Genomic DNA, 19,953 nt, shown 5'->3' on the forward strand with positions numbered 1-19,953 from the left:
GAGGAAACTGCTAATGAAAAGGAACAGACAAATAATCAACATTCTTCTGGAATATGGCATAGCGGTGGTGCTGCTGCTTCTGCTCATTATTTTCTCAGCCGCATCATCGAACTTTTTGTCGGTCAATACGGTAATGACGATCCTGAAACAGGTTTCGATTACTGGAATTATATCGGTTGGAATGACATTTGTTATACTGACCGGCGGTATCGATCTTTCAGTGGGATCGATCGCAGGGGTTTCTAGCGTAACGGCGGCTCTCTTTATGATGAATGGATTCAACATTCCCGTAACATGTGTTTTAACTTCTTTGATCGCGCTCATTTACGGGGCGTTAAACGGGCTTTGCGTGACAAAACTGAATATGCCTCCGCTGATTGCAACGCTTGGAACCCAGACGGCTCTGAGAGGCATGGCGTATATCATTACCGGCGGCCTGCCTGTATTCGGCTTCAGCGCCGTATTCGGCAATTTTGCAAAGACGTCCATAGCCAGGATTCCGTTGATGGTAATTCTGATGATTGCCATATTTTTTATCGGTAAATTCGTGCTCGACCGGTGTAATTTCGGCAGATATATCTACGGCATAGGCGGCAACGAGGAAGCGTCTTTCCTCTCCGGAATCAATGTCATGAAAATCAAACTGTCCGCCTACGCCATAAGCGGCCTGCTGGCAGGGATCGCCGGACTGGTGCTGCTATCCAGGACAAACAGCGGCCAGCCTTCCGCAGGGGTTGGATATGAAATGGATGCGATTACGGCCGTTGTCCTCGGCGGAGTGAGCCTCAGCGGAGGACAGGGACGGATTTCCCAGGTTATGATCGGAGTTCTGATTATGGGAGTGCTGTCCACTGGTATGATTATGCTGGGAATCAATGACTACGTACAGCAGTTGATCAGAGGCCTTGTATTGATCGCAGCCGTTACGTTTTCAGAATTCTCAACCAGAATGCGGAATGTGACTTCGACAGAGGGAAAATAATATGGGAAAATATACAATTGGAATCGATTTTGGAACGCTTTCAGGAAGATGTGTGCTGGTTGATTCGGAAAACGGAAAAACAGCTGCGGAATCCGTGTGTGAATACAGACATGGAGTCATGGATGAGGCGCTGCCGTCCGGCAGGCGTCTGCCTCTGGGGGGCTGGGCGCTCCAGCATCCGGACGACTACGTGGAAGTTTTAAAAACTACAATCCGCGAAGTCGTTGAACAGGCTGGAATCAAAGTGGAAGAAATATATGCGGCAGGTATAGATTTTACGGCATGCACCATGCTTCCTGTGCTGAAAGACGGAACGCCTCTTTGCAGAACTGAAAAATATTCTGATGAACCAAATGCATACGTGAAGCTCTGGAAACACCATTCGGCGCAGAAATATGCGGACAGGCTGAATGAGCTTGCCATGGAGAGGAAGGAGCCGTTTCTAAAGAGGTACGGCGGAAAAATATCCAGCGAATGGATGATACCAAAGATTATGCAGACACTGGATGAAGCTCCGGAGCTTTACAGAGATACGTATTCATTTATGGAGGCTGCCGACTGGATTGTCATGCAGCTGACAGGAAATATGACGAGAAATACGTCTTCTTTGGGATTTAAGGCAATATGGAATCCAAAGGACGGATACCCGCCGGCAGAATTTTTCAAAGAGCTGATGCCGGGTCTTGAGCATGTGGCCACAGAAAAGCTGCAGGGGCGGATCATCAGAATCGGCTCACGCGCAGGCAGCATAACAAAGGAGGCGGCTCAGCTGACAGGGCTAAAGGAAGGAACTGCCGTCGCTGCGGCCCATCTGGATGCGGCTGGGGCAAGTGTCGGCGCCGGGGTCATCACGCCGGGCAGAATGCTGATTATGATGGGCACATCCAGCTGTCACGAACTGTTGGCGGATGAGGAAGTGTACGTACCGGGAGTGTGCGGCTATAATAACGACTGCGTCATCCCGGGATATATCGGATACGAAGCGGGACAGAGCTGTGTCGGCGACCATTTTGAATGGCTGATTAAGAATTGTGTGCCGCAAAGATACTTTGAGGAAGCGGAAAAGAAAAAAATCAGTATGAATGCATACCTGAGTGAAAAGGCTGCAAAGAAGCTTCCTGGTGAAACGGGACTGATCGCTCTGGACTGGTGGAACGGCAACCGGTCGGTTCTGGTAAACGGGGATTTGACCGGGATGATCGCAGGTATGACGCTCCAGACCAGGCCGGAGGATATTTACAGGGCCCTGGTGGAGGCGACGGCCTTCGGCACGAGAAAAATTATAGAAAATTATATTAGCCATGGAATAGGAATTGAAGAAGTGATTATTGCCGGCGGAATCGCTCAGAAGAATCCGTTTATTATGCAGATCTACGCCGATGTGCTGGGTAAAACAGTCAGAATTGCGGGATCGAAACAGAATGCGGCTTTGTCCTCTGCTATTTGGGCCGCATATGCTGCAAAGTCGGAAAATGGAGGTTACGACAGGCTGGAGGAAGCGGTGGAGCACATGGCAGATATTATGGAACGGCAGTACCGGCCGGATCAGCAGGCGAAAGAAGTTTACGATATGTTGTATGAAGAATACGAAAAACTGCACGACTATTTTGGACAGGGACTGAATCCTGTTATGAAAAAACTGAAATATCTGGCAGTGGAACAGAATAAAAGAAACGGCGAGGTGGAAAGGAATGAGCATTGAAGCGTTAAAAAAGGAAGTATTGGTGGCAAATCTGGACCTGGTAACAAGGAATCTTGTTATTTCGACATGGGGAAATGTCTCAGGATACGATGAGGAAACAGGATTAATCGTAATTAAGGCCAGCGGTGTGCCATACAGCGAGATGAAGCTGGAGCACATGGTTACGGTCGATCTGGAAGGAAATGTCATAGACAGCAAATATACGCCTTCCATTGATACGCCAACTCATATTGAGTTGTATAAGGCATGGAAGGACAAGGGTATAAGGGGCATGGTTCATACCCACTCTGTTTATGCCACCATGTGGGCCCAGCTGGGTATGGATATTCCGGTTTACGGAACGACCCATTGCGACTATTTTAACGGCGATATTCCGTGTACAAGGCTGATGAAACAGGAGGAGATAAACGGGGACTATGAAAAGAACACAGGGACGGTGATCCTGGAACGGATGGAAGAGATCGATCCCGTCCGCATGAATGCCGTTTTGGTGCACAGCCACGGGCCGTTTGTGTGGGGAACGTCCCCCGCCGCCGCAGTGCTGAATAGCCAGGTCCTGGATTATGTAGCTAAAATGGCGTATATGAATTACATGATGACGGACGGAAAATGCGCCAGGGTACAGAAAGAAATACTGGATAGGCATCAGAGCCGTAAATTCGGTCCGAATTCATATTACGGCCAGAAAAATATATGAGGAAAATCAGATGAAAGAGACGATATGCAGTGTTTTAACAAAGGAAGCGGAAGAAATCCTCCGCTTGACGGAGACACTGGACTACAATCAAGTCGCATATGTGGCTGAAACAATTAAAAACTGCAGCGGGAAAGTCATTTTCAGCGCATGCGGAACCTCCGCGCAGGCCGCCAGAAAGTCTGCGCATACTCTGTGCTGCATCGGATGTCCGGCGCTCTTTATCCCCCCCTCAGATGCGCTTCACGGAGGACTGGGATTAATAAGGGAAAACGACGTGCTGATTCTGATATCGAAAGGAGGCTGTACGAGGGAAATCAATCAGATGATAGAACCGGCGCGGAAAACAGGAGCAAGTGTAATTATGGTTACAGAAAACGAAGAGAGCAAATGGACAAAAGGCTGTGACGGGATTCTGACAATCAGGGTCCGAAGAGAACCGGATCCATTTAACATGCTGGCAACTGCCTCGACGCTGGCTGTAATTGCCGTTTTTGATGCCATAAGCATATGGCTGATGAAGGAAAAGGGATATACGAAAGATCACTTTGCCAGAATCCATCCGGAGGGCGAGGTAGGAAAAAGGCTGGCTGAGGAGGAAAGGTAGTGGCTGAAATTTATGCTTCGGTATTTTCGGCAGATATCTTAAATATGGGATCTGACATAGACAGAATCAGAACGGCCGGTGCCGACGGCCTTCATATTGATGTTATGGACGGACAATTTGTTCCTCTGTTTGGATTTAACGACATGTGGATACGGCAGATTCAGGAGTACAGTGATATGCCTCTGGATTTACATATCATGTCCAATATGTCAGAGGAAGTGATGGAAAATCTGGATATGGGTCATGTGAAAACGGCCGCGGTACACCTGGAAAGCAAAGATGAACCGGCTCTGAAGCGGGAATTGAGCTTTATCAGACAGAAGGGGCTGCGTTGTGGAATCGCGGTGTCTCCCCGCACGGATGTAAAGCAGCTCATACCGTACCTGGACGAGATTGAAGAAATACTTGTTATGAGCTGCCAGCCTGGAATTTTGGGCGCAGAATTCTCAGATGCAACGTATGGCAGGATAATAGAGATTAAAAAGCTCTTAGGGGCCAGGCAGAATATTATCATAAGCGTTGATGGGGGACTAGATATGGAGAAAGCTCAGAAATGTATTGAATGCGGCGCTGACAGGGCGATTATCGGCAGATATTTATTTCAACATGCAGACCCTCAGACAGTCATCGAACAGATACATGAACCAGGGTGAGGAGGAAATCCTATGTTGAAAGAAGATTTAGGGCTGATTGTAAAAGAGATAGAAGAGGCCTTAAACGAGTATGACGGGCAGAATGATACGGAGATTATTAAGAGCATACTGAGTTCGGGAAAAATCTTTGTAACGGGAGCCGGCCGCAGCGGCTATATCATGCGCTGCTTTGCCATGCGGCTGATTCATTTAGGCTTTTCCGCCTACGTCATCGGGGATACGGAGATGATTGCGGCAAAAGAGGGGGATCTGCTCATGATCGGTAGCGGTTCCGGCGAGACGAAAACGTTGCAGGTATACATGGACCAAGCCAGGAAGCTGGGGATGAAGACCATTTTATTTACATGCAATGAGGATTCTACAATTGCCAGAAGTGCAAAGTTTGTCTGCACGATTAATGCACAGGCAAAGTTCCAGAATAAAAAACTGGTATCGGTTCAGCCCATGGGAAGCCTGTTCGAGCAGCTGCTCCTCATCGTTACGGACGGAATCATCCTGAAACTGGCTAAACAGATGAAGATCGATTTTGAACAGCTGAAAAACAGGCATTCAAATCTGGAATAAAAATATGATTATGTAAAAAAACCTTGAATTAAAAAATGTATGCAGAATAAACTACGGGACATGGAGAATGAGGGTGTTGCAACATCCTCATTCTTTTTTTGCTATAGAAGCAGCAGGAATTATGAAGAAATTCTGAATGGCTAAATTTTTTTCGAATATCAGTTGACAAATACCATTAATGTGATAATATAAACATATGAATAGATGTTCATATGATAAAATATAAGGAGGAATTCAGATGGCATATAAAAAGGATACGGATATTATTGAACAGTGTGATTTAATTTCCGTCCATCAGGATATTGTGGATCAGGTAAACCGTGTGATGCCGGATGAGGAAAAACTGCAGGATCTGGCTGATTTTTTTCGAATATTCGCAGATTCTACCAGAATCAGAATTCTTTATCTGCTCAGTCAGTCGGAGATGTGCGTATGTGACATTGCCAGCCTCTTGAATATGGGGCAGTCGGCGATTTCACATCAGCTGCGGGTACTGAAGCAGATGAGACTTGTCAAATACAGAAGAGAGGGAAAAACTGTATTTTACTCCCTGTCTGACGGCCATATACAGACAATTCTGGCCCAGGGCCTGGAACACGTAGAAGAATGAAAAAAACCTGAGCGCATGGAAAGCGCGAAGGTTTTTGCTACGGCTTGACCATAAGGTCAAGGCGGTTCCCACTATTTTAAGGAGCGAGGGAGCGAGCGGAGTAAAATATGAGCGCATGGAAAGCGCGAAGCGAATGAATGTATAATAGAAAGGGGAAAATTAAGATGAAGAAAATTGTAAAATTAGACGGATTATGCTGCGGCAACTGCGCAGCTAAAATCGAGGAAGGGATTAAGAAAATCGATGGCGTTACAAGCGCTTCTTTAAGCTTTATGACCCAGAGGCTTGTAATGGAAATTGTGGATGGAGAAGAGGAACGCGTTCTGGAAGAGGCGCGCAGAATCAAAGAAAAAATCGAACCAGAAGCGGAATTTCGAATTATCCGCTGAGGAAGGGAGCAAATATGAATAAAAATCAGAGGATTATGGTGAAGCGCCTGATTGCAAGTGCAGTATTCCTGATCGGCGGAGCAGTTATGGAAAAGGAAATGCAGGGACTTTCCTCTATACTGTTTCTGATTTCCTATCTGGCAGCCGGTTATGATATTCCTTTAAAAGCGGTGCGCAATATACGCAACGGCCAGGTATTTGACGAGAATTTTCTGATGACCATTGCAACTTTCGGCGCCGTAGCAGTAGGAGCGCTGGAAGAAGCGGTAGCGGTTATGCTTTTTTACCAGGTAGGAGAACTTTTCAACAGTTATGCCGTAGGAAAGTCCAGAAAATCGATTACGGCTCTGATGGACATTAATCCGGAATATGCCAACCTCCTGAAAGACGGAAAAGAAGAAAAGGTGGATCCATACGAGGTTGAAATCGGAGATGTGATTATAGTTAAGGCGGGAGAAAAAGTACCTTTAGACGGCATTGTGGTGAAAGGGACATCATCCCTGGATACAAAGGCTCTTACAGGAGAAGCGCTGCCGGCAGAAGTGGCGGAGGGCGACAGGATTATCAGCGGAACTATCAACTTAAACGGAGTTCTGGAAGTAAAAGTTACGAAGCTATTTGACGATTCCACAGTGGCAAAGATACTGGAACTGGTGGAGAATGCCAGCCTTAGAAAGGCAAAAGCGGAAAACTTTATTACACGTTTTGCCAGAGTGTATACGCCTGTTGTCGTGGGACTCGCGCTGATTCTGGCAGTCGTCCCTCCGGCTTTGTTCGGCCAGCCATGGGGCGTATGGGTATATCGTGCATGCAGTTTCCTGGTTGTATCCTGTCCATGTGCTCTGGTAATATCCGTTCCACTCAGTTTCTTCGGAGGCCTGGGGGCTGCTTCGAAAGAGGGGATTTTGTTAAAGGGAAGCAATTATCTGGAAGCCGTTGCGGCTCTGGATACGGTAGTCTTTGATAAAACGGGAACGCTGACGACAGGAAAATTCAGCGTTACAGAGGTCCGTGCCGCAGGAGGAAATGAGGATGACCTGCTGCGCGTTGCAGCGCTTTCAGAATATCATTCCAATCATCCGATTGCCATGTCGGTAAAAGAGGCTTATAATAAGAGGCATGGAAAAGAGATCCTGCCGGAAGAGGTAATTGATGTAAAAGAGATTGCCGGACAGGGGATCAGAGCACAGGTCATGGACAATGGCAGAGTGCGAAGCATTGCAATAGGAAACAGAAAGCTGATGGAAGAAAGCTCAGTGAATATGAGCGATGTCCTTCAAAAGACGGAAAAGGATTACGAGGATACGGCAGGAACGGTGCTTTACGCGGCAGAAGGAGATACGTATCTTGGAGCAGTTATCATTTCTGATACGGTGAGGGAGGATGCGGCGGCAGCCATTGTACAGCTTAGGAAAGAAGGAGTCCGGCAGATGGTGATGCTGACGGGAGACCGGGAAGAAACCGGGCGGAAAGTTGCGGATCAGCTGGGGCTCGACCGTGTATTTGGAAATCTCCTTCCCGGCGATAAGGTTGCCAGGGTGGAAGAACTTCTGAAGGAAAAAGCAGCGGAAAAGACCCTTGGGTTCGTAGGCGACGGGATCAATGATGCCCCTGTTCTTGCGCGGGCCGATATCGGCATTGCCATGGGAGGAATCGGCTCCGATGCGGCAGTAGAAGCGGCCGATATGGTCATCATGACGGATGAGCCATCTAAAATTGCAGATGCCATGGCAATTGCAAGAAAGACGATGGGAATTGTAAAGCAGAATATTGTTTTTGCAATCGGTATCAAAGTTCTTGTTCTCGTTCTGGCAGCGATTGGCCATGCATCCATGTGGGCGGCCGTATTTGCAGACGTAGGCGTATCAATCCTTGCAATTCTCAATGCAATCCGTGCACTGTATTATAAGAGACGGACTGCATAGTACAATACCTTCCGGACAGCCGGCAGAATGGCAGAAAAGGAGAATGAAATGAGCAGATATACGAAGGAAGATATTATTCGAATGGTAGAAGAAGAGGATGTGGAATTCATCCGCCTTCAGTTTACCGACATATTCGGAATATTTAAAAATGTAGCAGTGACTTCGAGTCAGCTGGAACGTGTTCTGGACAATAAGTGTATGTTTGACGGCTCCGGTATCGAAGGATTTATGCGGATCGAGCAGTCGGATATGTACCTTTGTCCCGATCTGGATACCTTTGAGATATTTCCCTGGAGGCCGCAGCAGGGTAAAGTTGCCCGTTTCATCTGCGATGTACGCCGGCCGATGGTACCCCATTTGAAGGTGATCCCCGCTATATCTTGAAAAAAGTGCTGGAAGAAGCAGAGAAGATGGGCTATACATTCATGATAAGACCGGAATGTGAATTTTTCCTCTTTCATACGGATGATGAAGGGCAGCCTACTACGAATACCCATGAGAAAGGCAGCTATTTTGACGTAGGCCCGATTGATCTGGCAGAGAATGTCAGGCGTGACATTGTGCTGTCACTGGAGGATATGGGATTTGAAATCGAGGCCTCTTACCATGAAAAATCACCGGCCCAGCATGAAGTCGATTTTCATGAGACGGAAGGGCTTAAAACAGCCGACAATATCATGACTCTCAGGATGGCTATTAAAAATATTGCAAAGCGCCACGGTCTGTACGCCACCTTTATGCCGAAGCCAAAAGAAGGAGTAAACGGCTCCGGACTCCATATCAATATGTGTCTTCTGGATGAAAACGGAAACAATGTGTTCGGCGACAGAAGCGACAGGCTGGGGATGAGCCGGACGGCATATCAGTTTATCGCCGGAATTTTATCTCATATGAAAGAGATGATGCTGCTGACAAACCCGTTGATTAATTCTTATAAAAGGCTGATTCCCGGCTATGACGCGCCGAACTATATCGCGTGGTCCGAATACTCTAACAGAAGCGCGCTGATCCGGGTGCCGTCCAACTGCGGTGAACAGGCAGGGATTGAACTGCGCTGCCCGGATTCTGCAGTAAATCCATATCTGGTTTTCGCTGTCTGCCTGGCAGCAGGGATGGACGGAATAAAGAATGAAATGGTACCTCCGGCAAGTGTCAGCGGAAATATTTATGCCATGTCGGAACAGGAACGGGCAGAGCGCGGTATCGACCGTCTGCCGGAAACGATGCGGGAAGCCATTGATGCGTTCCGCGGCAATGCATTTATCCTAAGCGTTCTGGGAGAGCATATTTACACGAAATATCTGTCTGCAAAAGAAGGAGAATGGAATGAATTCCGTGCTCATGTGACGGACTGGGAAGTGAAAGAATACCTCAACAAATACTAAAGAGGCATCAGAACACATAAGCGGAAAAGCCAGGAAATATACGGAAGGCCGGCTGACTTAGAGCCGTCCGTCCCGGAGAAGCGGGAGGTGAACAGGTGGCCAATGTAATTGTGGCATTTTCCAGACCGGAAAACGGAAAGAATATTAAAAATATACTGGTTAAAAACGGATATCATGTCGTGGCCGTCTGTACATCAGGAGCTCAGGTACTGGCGACCGCAGGAGAACTGGACGGCGGCGTGATTGTATGCGGCGGCCGTTTTGAAGATATGGTCATTCAGGAATTGTGTGAAGACCTGCCATTGGAATTTACCGTGCTTCTTGTAGCGGCTCAAAAGAGCATGCAGGGAGGGGTTCCGGAACGTGCTGTGCTCTTAGGACAGCCTCTGAAGGTATACGACCTTGTAAGCACAATGGAGATGGTGATGAGGGAGCAGGCCAGGCAGAAAAAGAAGAGGCGCTCACGGCCTAAAATGCGCAGCGAGGAAGATAAAAAGATTATTTTTGCTGCCAAGCGCCGTCTGATGGAAGAAAATTATATGACAGAAGAAGAGGCCCACCAGTACATTCAGCGCTGCAGTATGGACAACGGCTGCAGTATGATTGAGACAGCTCAGAGAGTCATTGCAATGTAAAAGGCAGTTTGGGACAGAATACAGGTTTTTCAAGGAGAGATAAAAAAGATGAAATTCACAAAGATGCATGGAATCGGCAATGATTATGTTTACGTCAATTGTTTTGAGGAAGAGGTTGAAGATCCGTCGGCTGTGGCTGTCAAAGTCAGTGACCGTCATTTTGGAATCGGTTCAGACGGCCTGATTTTGATTAAACCGTCGGACACAGCTGACTGCCAGATGGATATGTACAATCTGGACGGTTCCAGAGGAGCGATGTGTGGAAACGGAATTCGCTGTGTAGGAAAGTACGTATATGATCACGGAATTGTTTTTCCAGATAAGAAGCGGATTTCGGTGGAGACTCCTTCCGGGATTAAATATCTGGATCTGCAGACGGAGAACGGAACGGTCAGATCGGTAACAGTAGACATGGGAGAGCCGGAGCTGACTTCGCGAATTGCCGATACCCTGGAGGTGAACGGAACGGAATACGTCTTTACCGGCATATCCATGGGAAATCCTCATGCTGTCCTTTTTCTGGAGGGCAAAAATCTAAAGCAGCTGAAAAAGACACCGATGCTCTTGGCGCCGGTATGGAGAGCGGGGGAGATGTCCGACAGAAAAGGAGAAGCAAAAACGGTTCTCGATCTGCTTAATCTGGAGACGACAGGGCCGGAATTTGAGGCCCATGAGAGATTTCCAGACCGTACCAACACGGAATTTATCGTTGTAGAAGATGAAACACATCTCCTTATGCGTGTATGGGAAAGAGGATCAGGGGAGACGCTGGCCTGCGGGACAGGAACATGTGCCAGCGCAGCGGCTGCTGTACTTAACGGCTATGCAGGAAAGGATACAGATGTGGACGTATCTCTGCTGGGTGGCCACCTAATCATACGCTGGTGCAGCGAGGATAATCACATTTACATGACAGGAGAAGCCACAGAGGTATTCAGTGGAGAAATTGAGATTTAAACGGAACGGCGCAGAACGATCCTCCCTCCTGAATAATTATATTTTAACATCATTTGATGGGAAACATTCCTTCCGGTAAGCATACTTTATTAGTAGAATTTACTGGAAGGAGTTTTTAGTTTGGCAGAAAGAAAACGGATAATTATAGACGCCGGTCATGGAGGGGATGAGCCGGGAGCCATTTATAACGGCAGAATGGAAAAAGATGATACGCTTCGCCTGGCATTAGCGGTAGGTCAGGACCTGGAGAATGCAGGGCTGGATGTTATGTATACGAGGGTAGAAGACGTTTATCAGTCACCGATGGAAAAAGCCAGGATCGCCAATCGCTCAGGAGCGGATTACTTCGTGTCTCTGCACCGGAACGCCATGCCGGTGCCAGGCACCGCATCCGGCGTTATGAGCCTTGTTTATGAAAACGAGGGAATTGCAGGGCAGATGGGAGAAAACATCAACAACGCCTTAGAAAGAACTGGTTTTGAAAATCTAGGAGTCATTGAACGTCCGGGACTGATTGTCCTTCGCCGTACTACAATGCCGGCGGTACTGGTCGAAGCCGGGTTTATTGACAACGAAAGAGACAACCAGCTGTTTGATGAAAACTTCAATGAGATTGCAGCTGCAATTGCCGACGGAATTGTAGAGACAATCCGGGAGGAGGAAGAAGCCGTACCAGAGTACTATCAGGTGCAGGTTGGAACCTTCCGGGAGCCTGAAATGGCGAGAGCACTTGTTATGGAATTAAAAGCGCAGGGATATCCCGCATTTATGGTATATCAGGACGGATTGTATAAAGTCCGTGCCGGAGCCTTTCTGAATGTAGACAACGCAGCACATATGGAGCAGGAATTGAGACAAAATGGATATACGACAATGATTGTACGAGAAAAAGCAATTTTATAACATAATATTTTATTAATTAAAGAAAAACATCTTAAATATTTCCATAAATTATGGTATAATGTTCAAGTAAGCAATGAGCCGGGCTGGATCAGGTAAGAAAGTATGGGCGTCATGCTTGCATGTAAGCTGCTACTTTCTTACCTGGTTCAATTGGGCGAAAGCCCGTGACCGAAAAGAAGCGAAGCGTAATTGAGGTCCCAGCCTGGCGAATAGGTGGCAGGACCAGAAAAAGGGTGAATGGCTGGATCAAAACGGCACTAAAATTTATTTAAAATACTGAGGAGGGCGGGATTATGGAAGAAAGACGACTTATTATTTCGATTGGCAGGCAGTATGGAAGCGGAGGTTCAGAGGTTGGAGCAAAGCTCGCCGAGGAATTGGGCGTGAATTTCTATGATAAGAACATTCTCCGTATGAACTCCGACGAAAGCGGGATTAAAGAAAGTTATTTCCACCTGGCTGACGAAAAGGCTGGAAATAAGCTTTTGTATAAGATCATCAGCGGGATGATACCGGAGAAAAAGGCGCCTTCCTTTGGAGCGGATCTTGTTTCAGCAGATAATCTGTTCCGTTTTCAGTCTGAGGTAATCCGCAAACTGGCGGCTGAAGAATCATGTGTCATCATCGGAAGGTGTGCAGACTATGTTCTGGACGGGGCAGAGGGTCTTGTGAGAATTTTTATTTATTCGGATATGGAATCCAGAATTGAAAGAATTGTCAGAAAAGGCATTGCAGCCAAGGACGACGCTCCGAAGATGATTAAGAGAATGGATAGGGAACGCCGCGATTATTACCGCTACTATACAGGAAAAGACTGGAGCAGCGCCGAGAATTATGATATCATGATTAATACGGCAAAACTTGGAATAGACGGAACCATAAAGGCAATTAAGAATTATCTCATTTTGAGAGGTTTCGAAATCTAGTATATTTTACTTGAAAAAAATCAGTGATTCTATATACTATGAAATATGTGTTCTTCAGGAAGACATATTTCATAGTATTTTTAGTTACATAGGAAACTTCTTCGAACTATCCTATGTAACTAAAAATCCCTCCGGGCAGGGTCGCCCTGTGGCGGTAAGGAATGATGTCGCTGAAGCGACCCGCCGCAGGCGGAGAATCCCGCGAGCGGGATTCTTTCTTATGTAAGAGTCCGCCGCTTTGTTTTTGAAAAAGGAAATCGGAATTTCAGGAGGATGGATAAAATGATAAAAGCCGTAATATTTGATATGGATGGAGTAATTATTGACAGCGAACCGATGTATCTGACGATACAGTGGGAATATGCCAGGACGAAAAATCCGGATGTGAAATACGAGGAGCTCTTTCCAATGGTGGGAGCCACGAAAAAAGATGCGTGGTCTGTTATGGAGAAGGCCATACATAATGGCCAGACGTGGTCAGAACTGCGCGCGGAATTTAAAAGCAGAGTGGACATGTTTACCAATACGGATTACAGGACTGTTTTCCGTCCGCAGGTATGCTGTGTATTAAAAACGCTGAAGGAAAAGGGTTACAGGCTTGCGGTCGCATCTTCGACTCAGCTGGATGTGGTCGAACGCGTTATGCGGGATAATAATATATACGGTTATTTCGATGTGCTGGTCAGCGGCGATCAGTTTACGATGAGCAAGCCGGATCCGGAAATTTATCATTATACGGCCGAAAAGCTGAGGGTGAGAGAAGATGAATGTCTGGTTGTGGAGGACTCCCCATTTGGTATTCTGGCAGCTCACCGGGCCGGAATGAAAATCGTGGCGTTGGAGGACAGCCGTTTTCATTTCGATCAGAAACTGGCGAACTGGCATATAAAGGATGTGAAAGATGTAACGGCAATTGTCAGTATGCTGGAGAAGGAAAAAGGATGAGAATAAGACAGATGTGACCGCGTATATAATGGAATAAGAACGCTTGACAAGGCGGTATGCATCTATGAAATATGTGAAAGAAATTTTGAGGGGGCTTTTGATTGGCATAGCAGGAATTGTTCCTGGAGTCAGCGGAGGCACCCTCGCTGTGTCTATGGGGGTGTATGACAAGATCATAGGAGCTGTTACCCATATGGCTTCAGAACCAAAGGAAAGCCTGCGCACCCTGTTTCCATATGCCCTGGGGGGAGCTGTCGGAATGAGCGGGCTGGCATTTATCATTGAAGTACTGTTCGTAAAATTTCCGTTTGCGACAAGTATGACATTTATCGGGCTCATTGTAGGAGGAGTACCGGCTCTCAGAAAAAAAATCGACAGGCATCAGAGCGGAATGAAAGGATATGCAGCATTTCTGATCGTTTTCTGCCTGATGATCATCATGACAATCGCAGGCGGAGAAAAGGGATCCGGCAGTGTCAATCTGGTTGGAGCGTATACGGGAGGCATTTCCAGCCGTTTTTCCGTATTTCTGTGCCTGATCTGTGTCGGTATGATTTCAGCAGCGACGATGGTAATACCCGGAGTAAGCGGAACGATGCTGCTTATGATGATGGGGTATTACCAGCCGGTGCTGTCTTCCTTCAACAGGCTTCAGAGCGGTGTCCTGACGCTGAATGCGGCACAGGTGATTGCCGAGCAGAAGATACTGATTCCTTATACGATAGGCCTTGTTTCCGGAATTTTTCTGTGCGCTCATATGGTAGAAAGTCTGATGGAAAATTATGAGAGTATTACGTATTGTGTAATACTTGGTCTGGTTCTTTCTTCTCCCGTCGTCATTCTATGGGGAATCCCTTTCAGCACCCTGGGAATTGGAGAAATAGCGGCAGGCTTGATTTCCGTAGCGCTCTGCACGGCAGGCGTCGCCAGAATGGGTGAGTAGAACATCGGTTAGTTCAATTCGGCGATGCCTGTAATTCCTACATAAATATGAGAAATTTTATTCCAGGTAGCAAAATCTATGACACCTGTCTGTGGAAGCCCGAAAATAGACTGGAATTCCCGTACGGCTTCGGCTGTTGCGGGGCCATAGATGCCGTCGGCATTAATACGCGGAATAGCAGAGTAAATAGTGGCTACCGTATCCAACTGTTCCTGCACATGGCGGACTTTATCCCCTGTTGAACCGATGACAAGATCATAGCCGGGCCAGGAGATCGGGATTCCGGCAATCTGTTCGGCCGTATTGATGTATATGCTTTCCCCATAGTAATACCGCAGGATTTCAATGGGGCTGTAGCCCTGTTCGCCCAGGGAGCAAGAGCCCCACTGGGTCATCCAGATGGAAAGGGCATATAAAAGAGATCGATATGGTCCTGCTCCCGGTAATAGACAATTTTTTTAACAACGCTTTTTAAAGCCGTGTTTTTTTCGGAATTGGTAAACGAATCAGAGATAAGAATGTCATACAAATTCTTTACCTGAGCTGACTGGTTATTTCCGGCAATCCTGCTGCCGCCTGTTCGGCAGGACAGCTGCTTCCGATCTATGCCTGTGATCGGAACGGATTGGGAAGAACCAGCGCTGGTTTCTCCAATATTGCATGCCTGTACGGCCGCTTCCAACAGCTGCCGCTCTTCACAGATTTTTTGCTTGTTTAAGCAATACTCTTCTTTCGTATCAATTCCGTCCAGATATGCCTCTCTTGCGCGTTGCTCTTTCGTAGAAAGCTTTTTCAGCTTCTTTTCAATTATTACTGCTTGATTTGAAACATTATCCGGCTTGAATGGAGCCATTTCATAAGAGACAGTCTGGTATTCAGAGATTTCTTTAATGGCGTTCAGCACTGCCGGAACAATCAGGTCTTCCGATACGTATGAATTATGGACGCATTTACCCTTTAGGTAGCCGTAGCATTGGAAATAAACGGTATCCTCAAGGGTTTTTCTGCGTCGTACACAGGAAGACAGGCTGCGTCCGCATTCGGGACATTTCAGAAGACCGCTCAGCCAATGACGTGCAGTCTCACTCGGTCTGACTCCTTTGGCGCGGTATTCAGACTGGAAACGTTCTTGTGCGCGATGAAACAATTCTTCTGAAATAATGGGAGGGTGATTTCCGTTCTGCATTATCCATTCTTCCGGACTGCGGATCTCATTCGTTGAGCTGCGTCTGCGGTTCCAGCGGATGCTGCCGATATAAAACGGATTTTTAAGAATGTATTCCAGCGCCCGTTTTTCAAAAGGATTGCCTTGAGAAGTCTTAAAACCGCTGCCGTTTAAAAACTTCGCAATGGCAAAAAGGCTCAGATGTTCATTGACATATTTTTCAAAAATTAAGCGGATAACGGCTGCTTCTTCGGGAACGATTTCCGGTACGGCGTTGTGGTAGGGAATCCGGTAACCAAGAGGCGGACGGCATTGGCAGCCTCCCCGCAGAGCTTTTTCTGTCATCCCCCGTCTTACATCTCCGGAAAGACGGATAGAGTAAAATTCATCCATCCATTCAATAATCCGTTCAATCAGGCTGCCAAAGGGGCCGTCAACGAGAGGTTCGGATATACTCACTACTTCCACACGGCATTTATTGCGGAGCATGGACTTATAGACGATACTCTCTTCCTGATTTCTGGCGAAGCGGGAGTATTTCCATACAAGTATCACATCAAATGGATGTTCCGGTGATTTGGCTGCTGCGATCATACGCTGGAACATCGGCCGTTTGCCGGCTTTCCTTCCGGAGACCCCATTCTCCTGATAGATATGGTGTTCTGGCACGGACATCCCATGTGCAGAGGCATAGTCTAACAGCAGACGGCGTTGGGAATCAGGCGAAAGCTCTTCTTGATCATGTGTAGAAACACGGATATAGAGAGCCGCCGCTTTTTTTCCGTCCTGATTGGTATTGTTTTCCATATGCAATCATCTCCCTTGTAAAGCTTATGAAAAAAAGGGGTAAAAAGAACGGCAGAAGAGGAAAGAGGTACAGGCAGACGTTCATAAAATAAATGGGGTGACGGAGAATGAAAGAACTGACATACTGCAATCTGGCAGGCGAGGACGAAAAAGAAATTCCATTCCTGGAGATGAACGGGGAACAGAAAGAAAAATTGGGAAATATGTTGTGTATGAGACCGATGGAATGCCTGGGATACAGGAGGAAGGAAAAAAGCGGAGATACTGACTTTCTGTAAAAGAACAAAGAGTTCCGCAAGCGGAACTCTCGCGCTGAGCGCAGTACCCGATAAAGCGGGGCATGCAATCGCATTAGCGACATAATTCCTTTTGCGCGAGTGCGCATCCATAGCGGAGCGTTTTTGCTTTCTAGGAAATCATACGATTTATCACTTTACAATAACAAGGTCTTTCCTAGAAAGCAAAAAAGTGCAACAGAAAGTCTGCTGCACTTTTTATGACCTCACCGGGAATCGAACCCGGGTTTACGCCGTGAGAGGGCGTCGTCTTGACCGCTTGACCATGAGGCCGTCAATGTAAATCGTCTGCTTTACAAGTAAGCTTGAATATAATATCATTAATTCGACAAAAAAGCAAGAGGAAATTAAAAATAGACAGTAATATCAGAGACGGTCACTTGACAATCAGGCCGGCAGACGGTAAAGTCGCAGGATTGTCCTCGGCAGCATATAATAAAGAAAAAGGACAAGGAAAATGACCTATGAAGATTTGCTTGGATGCCGGTCATTACGGAAGATATAATCAAAGTCCTGCAGACAGCCGGTATTTTGAATCAGAAATGACTTGGAAGCTGCATTTGCTTCAGAAGAAATATCTGGAGGAATATGGAATCGAAGTGATTACTACCAGGGAAAAGCAGGAGACGGACAGAGGGCTCTATGCAAGAGGAGCAGCTTCAAAAGGCTGCGATCTTTTTATTTCCGACCATTCCAATGCTGTAGGAAACACTGTGAATAACAGTGTGGACTATCCGGCTGCTTATTGCGAAATTAATGGAAGCGCCGATGGTATCGGTATGGCATTGGCTCAGTGCGTAGAAGTTGTGATGGATACGAATCAGCCGGCCAGGATTGAACACCGAAGAGGACAGAACGGAGATTATTACGGCGTGCTCAGAGGAGCTGCTGCCGTTGGAACGCCGGGACTTATTCTGGAGCATTCCTTTCATACAAATACGCAGATAGCCAGATGGCTTCTCGATGAAGCGAACCTGGACCGTCTGGCGCGGGCGGAAGCAGATACGATTGCCATGTACTATAACATTGCAGATCCGGAACCGGAGAAGAAATCCGGCTGGTACGAAGAGAACGGAGGGTGGCGATTCTACCTTGGAAATACGGGGGAGCCGGTGAAAAATGACTGGTACAAGGATGGATCTAACTGGTACTGGTTTGACGGCGCAGGCATGATGGTTCACGATACCTGGAAGACAGGATCGGACGGCAGATGGTATTATCTGCAGAGCAGCGGAGCCATGGCCAGAGACCAGTGGGTAATCTGGAAAGAGGAATTGTACCGCCTAACAGGCGACGGCAGCCTCTTTACAGGAGAAATGTGCCTGAGAACAGATGAAAAAGGTGCGCTGAAAGAGAAATAAGAATGAGACAAGACGGCCGGTTCGTGGTATCCTTTCTTTGGCTGTTAAAAAGCCAAGGAGGTGAACGTATGGTAAAGTACGATAAGTTATGGAAAATGATGAAGAAAAGGGGAGTCAGCCAGTACCGACTGATCAAGTATTATGGAATCAGTGCAGGGCAGATCGACCGGCTGAAAAAGAGCATGCATGTGTCGACAAGAACGCTTGAAAAACTGTGTCATGTACTCAGCTGCAAACCAGGGGATCTCATTGAATTCGTAAACGAACCCGTAGAAAAGCCATAACTGCCTGATTTTGCGGCGGAGTTGTATCACGTTTCGGACTGGTCCGACGACAAGTGCAGTTCCGCCGCTGTTAGATGCGAAAACTGCCTGAAAGGTAGAGCCATGCTTTGGAAATAGATCGGATATTTTCTGATTTGAGGATTTTATCAACTTTATACGCTTTGACGTCATGGTCATCCAGTTCGGGCACTGTACTCTTCGGCCGTCACAGTACTGGGTAAGGATCGGCTGTCTCACGTCAGGACGGGAGAGATAATTGTCAAAGATTTCGTCCACGACAACAGAGATGCTTTCGTAGATATTTCGGCCGTAAATCCATTTGTGATCGAATGCAGTGGAGGAAGTAATTGTGAAATCATAACCCTGGCCGCGATACCACTCCGTATATACGCGATTCAACGTAAAAGACATAATCGCCAGAACATTTGCAACAATCGTAGACTGAGGCCATGTGGCATAAATTTCACTGGAAGCTACATTCTTTATATAATCACGGTATGGAACATAGTAATTCGGAGCAGAAGCATTAGTAGGAACGCCGTCATGGACAATTACCGTCTGCGGAACGACAACTCTTGAGAGAACAATCTCTCCTGTATCAGCGACCGGCTTGATTTCGGACTCCGCTATTTTAGGAGGATATTCGCCGTACAGGGTGTGGTCAGGTATGACGATGCTATTGTCGGCAGGAGTGTTGTCATCTTCAGGCTCCAGACGGACGTTTTGAATAGCTGTCGCGCCGGAGAGAATTTCCGTACCGCTGATTTCAACCGGCTTAAATCCGGGAGCAGAGATTCGGAGATAGTATTCAGAATATGGACGGACATCTCCCGGTTCCAGGCTGTATTCTTCGGGAGGTGCGGGAAGGGCGATGTCTTCCGTCTGACCGGAACTGTCGGTCCGCAGTTCTTCGATTGTATCGTCTGGAGAACCTTCCGGTGCGATGGAAACCGTTGCATCCGTAACAGGAAAATTGTTCTGAGAGGACACGACATCCACTAAAAGAAAACCGGAAGAACCGCGGGAAGTCTCTCCATCTGCCTGTGTCGTTCGGAGAAATGGATAATTCATATATTTTATACCTCACTGAGATATCATTTAATATTAGTATAAGTCCGTTAAGGGTAAGTGGTGAGTAAGGAAGAGGAAAAAGAAAAAATGCATATTTATTAAAATTAAAATGCATATTTAACGATTCTGCCATGGAATTGAGTTTTACA

At 46.9% G+C, this 19,953-nt stretch carries 19 protein-coding genes, 1 tRNA gene and 3 pseudogenes; 19 read left to right on the forward strand and 4 right to left on the reverse strand.

What is annotated here, in order from left to right; translation table 11 throughout:
* Window positions 1-13 precede the first annotated feature (13 nt).
* From DXA13_RS17105 to DXA13_RS17180, 16 genes and pseudogenes are all read left to right on the forward strand, one after another.
* Window positions 14-982: an ABC transporter permease gene (locus DXA13_RS17105; protein ID WP_118246292.1), complete on the forward strand. Its 969-nt coding sequence runs from the start codon at window positions 14-16 to the stop codon at window positions 980-982.
* A 1-nt stretch (window position 983) separates the two neighbouring features.
* Complete coding sequence (locus DXA13_RS17110) at window positions 984-2,684, forward strand: ribulokinase (RefSeq protein WP_118246293.1); 1,701 nt, start codon at window positions 984-986, stop codon at window positions 2,682-2,684.
* Complete coding sequence (gene araD, locus DXA13_RS17115; RefSeq protein ID WP_118246294.1) at window positions 2,674-3,381, forward strand: L-ribulose-5-phosphate 4-epimerase AraD; 708 nt, start codon at window positions 2,674-2,676, stop codon at window positions 3,379-3,381. Before DXA13_RS17110 ends, araD begins: the two co-directional genes overlap by 11 nt.
* 10 nt (window positions 3,382-3,391) lie before the next feature.
* Entirely contained in the window at window positions 3,392-3,985 is a 594-nt protein-coding gene (locus tag DXA13_RS17120) for an SIS domain-containing protein (RefSeq protein WP_118246295.1), read from the forward strand.
* A complete protein-coding gene (locus tag DXA13_RS17125; protein ID WP_118246296.1) occupies window positions 3,985-4,638 on the forward strand; it encodes a ribulose-phosphate 3-epimerase in 654 nt (217 codons plus the stop codon). Before DXA13_RS17120 ends, DXA13_RS17125 begins: the two co-directional genes overlap by 1 nt.
* Before the next feature lie 12 nt (window positions 4,639-4,650).
* Window positions 4,651-5,202 (forward strand): 6-phospho-3-hexuloisomerase, encoded by a 552-nt coding sequence (gene hxlB / locus DXA13_RS17130; RefSeq protein ID WP_118246297.1) that lies wholly within the window; start codon window positions 4,651-4,653, stop codon window positions 5,200-5,202.
* A gap of 238 nt (window positions 5,203-5,440) precedes the next feature.
* The gene (locus tag DXA13_RS17135; protein WP_118246298.1) at window positions 5,441-5,812 is read left to right on the forward strand and encodes a metalloregulator ArsR/SmtB family transcription factor; all 372 of its coding nucleotides are present in this window, start codon (window positions 5,441-5,443) and stop codon (window positions 5,810-5,812) included.
* Between the two features lie 164 nt (window positions 5,813-5,976).
* Window positions 5,977-6,201 (forward strand): heavy-metal-associated domain-containing protein, encoded by a 225-nt coding sequence (locus DXA13_RS17140; protein WP_118246299.1) that lies wholly within the window; start codon window positions 5,977-5,979, stop codon window positions 6,199-6,201.
* A 14-nt stretch (window positions 6,202-6,215) separates the two neighbouring features.
* Window positions 6,216-8,126 (forward strand): heavy metal translocating P-type ATPase, encoded by a 1,911-nt coding sequence (locus tag DXA13_RS17145; RefSeq protein WP_118246300.1) that lies wholly within the window; start codon window positions 6,216-6,218, stop codon window positions 8,124-8,126.
* A gap of 48 nt (window positions 8,127-8,174) precedes the next feature.
* Window positions 8,175-9,511 (forward strand): annotated as a pseudogene (glnA, locus tag DXA13_RS17150) (type I glutamate--ammonia ligase).
* A 95-nt stretch (window positions 9,512-9,606) separates the two neighbouring features.
* Window positions 9,607-10,146, forward strand: a complete 540-nt coding sequence (locus DXA13_RS17155) for an ANTAR domain-containing protein (RefSeq protein WP_118246301.1) — start codon at window positions 9,607-9,609, stop codon at window positions 10,144-10,146.
* A 48-nt stretch (window positions 10,147-10,194) separates the two neighbouring features.
* Window positions 10,195-11,103, forward strand: coding sequence for a diaminopimelate epimerase (gene dapF / locus DXA13_RS17160; protein WP_118246302.1), 909 nt, complete (start codon window positions 10,195-10,197; stop codon window positions 11,101-11,103).
* A gap of 120 nt (window positions 11,104-11,223) precedes the next feature.
* A complete protein-coding gene (locus DXA13_RS17165; RefSeq protein ID WP_118246303.1) occupies window positions 11,224-12,006 on the forward strand; it encodes an N-acetylmuramoyl-L-alanine amidase in 783 nt (260 codons plus the stop codon).
* Between the two features lie 293 nt (window positions 12,007-12,299).
* The gene (locus DXA13_RS17170) at window positions 12,300-12,932 is read left to right on the forward strand and encodes a cytidylate kinase-like family protein (RefSeq protein ID WP_118246304.1); all 633 of its coding nucleotides are present in this window, start codon (window positions 12,300-12,302) and stop codon (window positions 12,930-12,932) included.
* A 282-nt stretch (window positions 12,933-13,214) separates the two neighbouring features.
* The gene (locus tag DXA13_RS17175; RefSeq protein WP_118246305.1) at window positions 13,215-13,877 is read left to right on the forward strand and encodes an HAD family phosphatase; all 663 of its coding nucleotides are present in this window, start codon (window positions 13,215-13,217) and stop codon (window positions 13,875-13,877) included.
* Between the two features lie 64 nt (window positions 13,878-13,941).
* Window positions 13,942-14,820, forward strand: a complete 879-nt coding sequence (locus DXA13_RS17180; protein ID WP_118246306.1) for a DUF368 domain-containing protein — start codon at window positions 13,942-13,944, stop codon at window positions 14,818-14,820.
* Between the two features lie 8 nt (window positions 14,821-14,828).
* Here the strand turns inward: DXA13_RS17180 and DXA13_RS17185 are convergent.
* A pseudogene (locus DXA13_RS17185) lies at window positions 14,829-15,218 on the reverse strand (peptidoglycan-binding protein); the annotation flags it as partial.
* Window positions 15,212-16,792, reverse strand: coding sequence for a recombinase family protein (locus DXA13_RS17190; protein ID WP_118246307.1), 1,581 nt, complete (start codon window positions 16,790-16,792; stop codon window positions 15,212-15,214). The gene DXA13_RS17190 and the pseudogene DXA13_RS17185, both read right to left, overlap by 7 nt.
* A gap of 107 nt (window positions 16,793-16,899) precedes the next feature.
* On the opposite strand from DXA13_RS17190, the gene DXA13_RS21100 reads away from it, so the two are divergent.
* Window positions 16,900-17,070 (forward strand): hypothetical protein, encoded by a 171-nt coding sequence (locus DXA13_RS21100; RefSeq protein ID WP_181995725.1) that lies wholly within the window; start codon window positions 16,900-16,902, stop codon window positions 17,068-17,070.
* Window positions 17,071-17,289: 219 nt separating this feature from the next.
* On the opposite strand, the gene DXA13_RS17195 is transcribed toward DXA13_RS21100, so the two are convergent.
* A tRNA-Glu gene (locus tag DXA13_RS17195) sits at window positions 17,290-17,361 on the reverse strand.
* Between the two features lie 191 nt (window positions 17,362-17,552).
* Between DXA13_RS17195 and DXA13_RS17200 the strand changes: the two genes are divergently transcribed.
* Window positions 17,553-18,449 carry an N-acetylmuramoyl-L-alanine amidase gene (locus DXA13_RS17200; RefSeq protein WP_118246308.1) on the forward strand — a complete coding sequence of 299 codons (897 nt, stop codon included), beginning with the start codon at window positions 17,553-17,555 and terminating at the stop codon, window positions 18,447-18,449.
* A 98-nt stretch (window positions 18,450-18,547) separates the two neighbouring features.
* Window positions 18,548-18,733 carry a helix-turn-helix transcriptional regulator gene (locus DXA13_RS17205; protein ID WP_243009201.1) on the forward strand — a complete coding sequence of 62 codons (186 nt, stop codon included), beginning with the start codon at window positions 18,548-18,550 and terminating at the stop codon, window positions 18,731-18,733.
* Window positions 18,734-18,904: 171 nt separating this feature from the next.
* Here the strand turns inward: DXA13_RS17205 and DXA13_RS17210 are convergent.
* A pseudogene (locus DXA13_RS17210) lies at window positions 18,905-19,804 on the reverse strand (carboxypeptidase-like regulatory domain-containing protein); the annotation flags it as partial.
* Window positions 19,805-19,953 lie beyond the last annotated feature (149 nt).

The organism is Clostridium sp. AM58-1XD (assembly GCF_003464085.1).
GTDB lineage: Bacteria > Bacillota > Clostridia > Lachnospirales > Lachnospiraceae > Lachnoclostridium_A.

Bases quoted from the DNA above. Each gene is read 5' to 3' on its own strand.
- hxlB (WP_118246297.1), top strand. From the start codon at position 4,651: ATGTTGAAAGAAGATTTAGGGCTGATTGTAAAAGAGATAGAAGAGGCC.
- DXA13_RS17190 (WP_118246307.1), bottom strand. From the start codon at position 16,792: ATGGAAAACAATACCAATCAGGACGGAAAAAAAGCGGCGGCTCTCTAT.
- dapF (WP_118246302.1), top strand. From the start codon at position 10,195: ATGAAATTCACAAAGATGCATGGAATCGGCAATGATTATGTTTACGTC.
- DXA13_RS17170 (WP_118246304.1), top strand. From the start codon at position 12,300: ATGGAAGAAAGACGACTTATTATTTCGATTGGCAGGCAGTATGGAAGC.
- DXA13_RS17120 (WP_118246295.1), top strand. From the start codon at position 3,392: ATGAAAGAGACGATATGCAGTGTTTTAACAAAGGAAGCGGAAGAAATC.
- DXA13_RS17135 (WP_118246298.1), top strand. From the start codon at position 5,441: ATGGCATATAAAAAGGATACGGATATTATTGAACAGTGTGATTTAATT.
- DXA13_RS17110 (WP_118246293.1), top strand. From the start codon at position 984: ATGGGAAAATATACAATTGGAATCGATTTTGGAACGCTTTCAGGAAGA.
- DXA13_RS17205 (WP_243009201.1), top strand. From the start codon at position 18,548: ATGAAGAAAAGGGGAGTCAGCCAGTACCGACTGATCAAGTATTATGGA.
- DXA13_RS21100 (WP_181995725.1), top strand. From the start codon at position 16,900: ATGAAAGAACTGACATACTGCAATCTGGCAGGCGAGGACGAAAAAGAA.
- DXA13_RS17175 (WP_118246305.1), top strand. From the start codon at position 13,215: ATGATAAAAGCCGTAATATTTGATATGGATGGAGTAATTATTGACAGC.
- DXA13_RS17140 (WP_118246299.1), top strand. From the start codon at position 5,977: ATGAAGAAAATTGTAAAATTAGACGGATTATGCTGCGGCAACTGCGCA.
- DXA13_RS17200 (WP_118246308.1), top strand. From the start codon at position 17,553: ATGAAGATTTGCTTGGATGCCGGTCATTACGGAAGATATAATCAAAGT.
- DXA13_RS17145 (WP_118246300.1), top strand. From the start codon at position 6,216: ATGAATAAAAATCAGAGGATTATGGTGAAGCGCCTGATTGCAAGTGCA.
- DXA13_RS17180 (WP_118246306.1), top strand. From the start codon at position 13,942: ATGAAATATGTGAAAGAAATTTTGAGGGGGCTTTTGATTGGCATAGCA.
- araD (WP_118246294.1), top strand. From the start codon at position 2,674: ATGAGCATTGAAGCGTTAAAAAAGGAAGTATTGGTGGCAAATCTGGAC.
- DXA13_RS17105 (WP_118246292.1), top strand. From the start codon at position 14: ATGAAAAGGAACAGACAAATAATCAACATTCTTCTGGAATATGGCATA.